This window comes from Novacetimonas cocois, assembly GCF_003311635.1.
GTDB lineage: Bacteria > Pseudomonadota > Alphaproteobacteria > Acetobacterales > Acetobacteraceae > Novacetimonas > Novacetimonas cocois.
In genome coordinates this window covers 1-4,447 of sequence record NZ_QEXL01000041.1, presented here as the reverse complement: position 1 = coordinate 4,447, position 4,447 = coordinate 1, and the positions used below count along the sequence as shown (strand labels likewise).

Annotated in this window: 6 protein-coding genes; 1 reads left to right on the top strand and 5 read right to left on the bottom strand. The window is 54.3% G+C overall.

Going from position 1 to position 4,447, the window contains the following annotated elements:
- Positions 1 to 613: 613 nt before the first annotated feature.
- The 5 genes from NJLHNGOC_RS15195 to NJLHNGOC_RS15175 all read right to left on the bottom strand — a co-directional run bounded on the left by NJLHNGOC_RS15195 (position 614) and on the right by NJLHNGOC_RS15175 (position 2,802).
- Entirely contained in the window at positions 614 to 895 is a 282-nt protein-coding gene (locus NJLHNGOC_RS15195; RefSeq protein ID WP_113597084.1) for a type II toxin-antitoxin system RelE/ParE family toxin, read from the bottom strand.
- On the bottom strand, positions 892 to 1,071 hold the full coding sequence (locus tag NJLHNGOC_RS15190; protein WP_020936805.1) for a hypothetical protein: 180 nt from the start codon (positions 1,069 to 1,071) through the stop codon (positions 892 to 894). The genes NJLHNGOC_RS15195 and NJLHNGOC_RS15190 overlap by 4 nt, the downstream gene beginning before the upstream one ends.
- A complete protein-coding gene (locus NJLHNGOC_RS15185; RefSeq protein ID WP_165837958.1) occupies positions 1,068 to 1,532 on the bottom strand; it encodes a replication/maintenance protein RepL in 465 nt (154 codons plus the stop codon). The genes NJLHNGOC_RS15190 and NJLHNGOC_RS15185 overlap by 4 nt, the downstream gene beginning before the upstream one ends.
- A 587-nt stretch (positions 1,533 to 2,119) precedes the next feature.
- Positions 2,120 to 2,464 carry a hypothetical protein gene (locus tag NJLHNGOC_RS15180; RefSeq protein ID WP_165837957.1) on the bottom strand — a complete coding sequence of 115 codons (345 nt, stop codon included), beginning with the start codon at positions 2,462 to 2,464 and terminating at the stop codon, positions 2,120 to 2,122.
- A gap of 95 nt (positions 2,465 to 2,559) precedes the next feature.
- Positions 2,560 to 2,802, bottom strand: coding sequence for a hypothetical protein (locus tag NJLHNGOC_RS15175; RefSeq protein WP_006115720.1), 243 nt, complete (start codon positions 2,800 to 2,802; stop codon positions 2,560 to 2,562).
- Positions 2,803 to 2,922: 120 nt separating this feature from the next.
- On the opposite strand from NJLHNGOC_RS15175, the gene mobQ reads away from it, so the two are divergent.
- Complete coding sequence (gene mobQ, locus NJLHNGOC_RS15170; RefSeq protein ID WP_113597081.1) at positions 2,923 to 4,431, top strand: MobQ family relaxase; 1,509 nt, start codon at positions 2,923 to 2,925, stop codon at positions 4,429 to 4,431.
- Positions 4,432 to 4,447: the final 16 nt, after the last annotated feature.

Below are 4,447 nucleotides of genomic sequence, written 5' to 3'. Positions count from 1 at the left end.
TCGCTGGCCAAAGCCTTAGCGTAGGATTTCGCCCCCTCCCGCAAACGACCCCAAGAAGGTTGAACCGCCTTCCCCTGTTTCCCGGACGCCTGATCCGGGAGGCGATTCAGAGGACGATTGGCACGACAGCCCATCGTTCGGAATGTGACTGCATCCGTTTTTCGTGGACTAGGGTGGGGAGAATGTCGTCATTATTTTGTTTTATACCATGCATATGCAATTCCCACTGGACCAAGAAATAATGACATTGACCAAAGTAGGGCATTAACAATAAATTTTGCAGGGAATAAAAAGAAAACAGATGTTATTAGTATTGTATTTCCTAAAATAAAAGACTTTGTGTTGTCCCACAACATTTTTGAAAATGGAAATAGCAATGTTATTATTGCCATATAAGCAAACATAAAAATTAAATGACTTATTTTGTTGAAAATACCGTCATTTGCATTAATTGATCCAAATATTAGAGATAAAGACATCAGAACAAAAAACATACAGCCTATTACATAGGACCGTTTTAAATATTCTTTATTGAAATAGCTATAAAGTCTATGGATGTGATCCACTTTCTACTCCATGGGATATTAAAATACCGTCCTCTTAATAATTCGATCTATCGGTCTTGAGAACTATGCCAGATGTTCAGGATTTCGACCATTGAGCCGGTGATGCGATAGACGATCACATACGGCCAGCAGGACACCAGCTCTCGCGTGCCGGGTGTAATACCGGGTCTGCCGCGCTCGGGCAGGTATTCGAGACGGTCGCATGTAGCGACGATCTGAATGGCAACCCGGCTTGCTGCTGCGGGATTTTCTTCACCGATATGCTGCTTGATGCGCTGAATGTCGTCGAGTGATCTACGAGTGAACTGGATGGAAAAAACCGTGCTCATTTGCAGTGGGGAGCCGGTTTTTCGTGTTCAGTTCCCCACGACAGGAGCCATTCCCGAACGGCAGAATATGGAACCGTGCGGCCAGCATCGGCATCAGCAATGCCTTCTTGAACAGCCGCCAGAAAGGCCGCTGTTTCCTCATCGTCATGCTGGATGATCGGGTTTGCGCTCATCATGCGGCATCCTTCTTCGCGGCCCGTTTGGCCTCAAGGTCGAACATATCGGCCTGTGCGGATTCAGTGCGGTATTTGACTAGAACATTCATCCGCTGGCGATGGTCGCCTTTGAAGATCACGTCAGGGTTAAGACGCCAGTGCGTGCGGCGTACTTCGACAATAACCATGGCATTTTTCAAAGAACGCATAAGACGTTGCACGGTTTTCGGGCTGGTATCTGTTGCGTCAGCTATTTCTTGGTGTGTTGCCACAACCTGATTTTGATGGTCGGCCTTTGATAGCAGCCACATCAGTATTTTCATTTTGGCATTACCAACCTCGTCTACCAGTTCGAGGATTTCGGCCAGCCAAATTTTATGAAAACCAGCGTCACCAACGGTTTTGGTGACAACTTGTGCGTCGATGATCTCGCCTGTCTCGGCATCGAGTAACCGTCGCTGACCACTGAAAAGTGTCGCCATCCGTGAACGCCTCATGATGAAAGGTATCACTTTTGATACCAAAACTGGTCATCAGTATGACCAGTTAAGTGGACTTCTGCAAGTCCACAAAAGTGGTCAATTTTGACCAGTTAAGTGGACAACTTTGACCCTTTTGATTTTTAAGAATGGCTGTTTTCTGCCGATTTTTGGCTTTCTCCCTTCTTGATCTATCTAGGAGGTCCGTTTTGCTGGGACGATCGGTATTGGAGCGATGCCCGAACGGACCTCTTTTTCCCTAAAAATTTAAGAATCCTGATGTCTGTTGAACGGGTGGGTATGTGGGTCGAGCGTGGAGCCTGTGGGCAGGCGGTGGGCAGGCCGAAGGGCTGTCCACGGGCTGTCCATGGGCGGAGCGCGGCCCGAAGGGCGATCCACATATCCACGCGCAGAACCTTCACGGTGGGAGTGTACGTGCGAGCGGGCACGAACACGTCCGGACGCCTACGGCGGCCTACGGCGCTCCCGCCCTGCGCTCGCTCCGGACCTGACAGACCAGCAGAACCGGGCAAGAGAAATTTGCTCAAGGGGTATGAAGTGAGGCGGAAGCGAGACCGGCAGAGTCTCACCTAGAAGGTCGCAAGCCCTGACTGGTCGTAGGGTTCTGCCTCATCCCAGTCTTTGGGACGCTCTACGGGGGTGAACGTGGTTTCACGAGGACCGTTGAGCGTCCCAGCCAGCCGTTCGGCCTCTTTGAGCGGGTCAGCCGGTCGGAGAAGCCGGAACAGGTGGTTCTTCGACCATGCCCATTTCCCAGCCGGGTCGATGCGTTCCAGCGGTGTTGAGATGAACCAGCAGTCAGATGGGCCGAGAACTGGATGAGACCGCGCCCATCCGGCCAGAACCGGACCGACATTCGGAAACCGGACGATCTGCCAGTGATCGACCGATGGCAGGGATGGACTAGCCACCATCTCCGCCGGTGGGTCGGAGTAGTGACCGGATTCCTGTGCCTGCCGGGTCAGATCGTCATAGTCCCGACGGAGTGCGCGGGCGCGCTCGATGGGGGTCATGTCATTTTCCGCCACTTGGCGATCAGCGGCGCGAGACGTTCAGCATCGACTTTGCGCAGCTTGTCACCGTCAACCTGTTTGAGAAGCCATGACCGAATGGCTGGGTCATGTTCAGCAGCAGAAAGCAGGATACCACCAAGCACGATCTTTCGGCCTGTGTCCTGCTTCCTTGTTTCCAAACGTAGGCGAGCCAATCGTGCTTCGGCATCTGCGATTTTCTGATCGAGTGTTTTAGCCATTTTTGCAAAATCCGTCTTATAAAGGTATGCAACTCTATCACGAAGTGCGCAGTTACGAATTGATAAATCAATTCCTGCGTAGGGACGTTCCTCCCCTTAACCCCACCTTGGAGCCGAACCGTGGCCCTGTATCGCGCCGAAACCAAACCAATATCGCGGAAGGACGGGCGATCTGCTGTCGCCGCCGCTGCGTATCGGTCCGGCGCGTCTCTGGTTGATGATCGGACCGGCAATGCTCACGACTACACGCGGCGGCGTGGTGTCGTAGCAACCGGAATCATCACGCCAGACGGTCAGGGATGCGAGCGCAATGCCCTGTGGAACGGGGCCGAAGCAGCCGAGAAGCGGAAGGACGGACGGACTGCCCGCGAGTGGGTTATTGCTCTTCCCGCCGAGTTGACCGACCAGCAACGGTTGGACCTCACCGCGCAGTTTAGTCGATCCCTGGCCGAGCGTTTCGGGGTGGCCGTCGATTTCGCCATTCATCGCCCAGGGCGAGAAGGCGATCAGCGCAACCACCATGCCCATGTGCTGACCACGACCAGGCAGATCAGCCGTGACGCTTCCGGCGCTCTGGTGTTCGGAGACAAGGCACAGCCCGAACTTTCAGATGCCCAGTTGCGCAAGCAGGGCATCGAGAAAGGGGCGGTTCTGGTCGAGGAAGTGCGGGCGCTATGGGAAACGCAGGCCAATGCAGCCCTAGAAGCCGCAGGAGAGGCCGAACGGATTGACCGGCGCAGTTTGAAGGCTCGTGGGATCGATCGGACGCCGACTGTCCATCTGGGGCCTTCTGTGACAGCCCTAGAGCGTCGTGGGCGCCGGACAGAGGGTGGCAACCTGAACAGGGCCATAGAGCAGGATAACGCGCAGAAAGCGGCCCTGACGGCGGAAATCATCGACCTACAGGCGGAGCGCAAGCAGCGGCAGCGAGAGAAAGCCGCGGTCATTGCCGAACGGAATTTATATCTGACGGCCCGCGAGCCTTACCGTCTGGATGGCTTGCGCAAACATGCGGCTGAAGAACTGGCAGGGGGTGAGGCCAGAGTGCGCAGAGGGATCGTTAAGGATACCCCTGAATATGCTCAGAAAACTAAGGAAATCCGCGATATGGAGGCGCGGATAACCGAGGAAGAGCGTGACCTGTCCTACGCAGAAAACTGGCGTGATGAGTGCGAGACGACGATTGTCGAATGGTCGGCAGGGGTTGGTTTTTTTGCTCGCCTGCGTCCCCCGCCAGAGATCCGGGAAAAGAAAGAACAGGCGGAACAGGCACGAACCAATATTCGGCAGACTTCTGGTATTTTGTCCGGTCTGAAGGCCACGTTAGAGCTCGCGAAAAAGCTCTTCAAGGAGTGGTTTCTGGCTGAGGTGAACAGTCCGAAGTTAGATGATCGCTGGCGTTATCGCTCTCTCGCACTGGATGGCATCAAACGGGAGTGTGACGACAAACTTGCAGAAGAACGCGCTGCACGCGCCAAGGCCCGGCAGATGGAAGATTTGAGACTCCACCGAGAGGCCGAGGCCATACGGAAAGTGCGGCTCGAACAAGAGGCGCAGCAGCAGAAAAGTCAGGTTGGGGAGCCTGAAAAGAAGGGGTCGTTTGCGGGAGGGGGCGAAATCCTACGCTAAGCCGAGGACGCGCTTT

Bases quoted from the DNA above. Each gene is read 5' to 3' on its own strand.
- NJLHNGOC_RS15190 (WP_020936805.1), bottom strand. From the start codon at position 1,071: ATGATGAGCGCAAACCCGATCATCCAGCATGACGATGAGGAAACAGCG.
- NJLHNGOC_RS15175 (WP_006115720.1), bottom strand. From the start codon at position 2,802: ATGGCTAAAACACTCGATCAGAAAATCGCAGATGCCGAAGCACGATTG.
- NJLHNGOC_RS15180 (WP_165837957.1), bottom strand. From the start codon at position 2,464: ATGGTGGCTAGTCCATCCCTGCCATCGGTCGATCACTGGCAGATCGTC.
- NJLHNGOC_RS15195 (WP_113597084.1), bottom strand. From the start codon at position 895: ATGAGCACGGTTTTTTCCATCCAGTTCACTCGTAGATCACTCGACGAC.
- NJLHNGOC_RS15185 (WP_165837958.1), bottom strand. From the start codon at position 1,532: ATGGCGACACTTTTCAGTGGTCAGCGACGGTTACTCGATGCCGAGACA.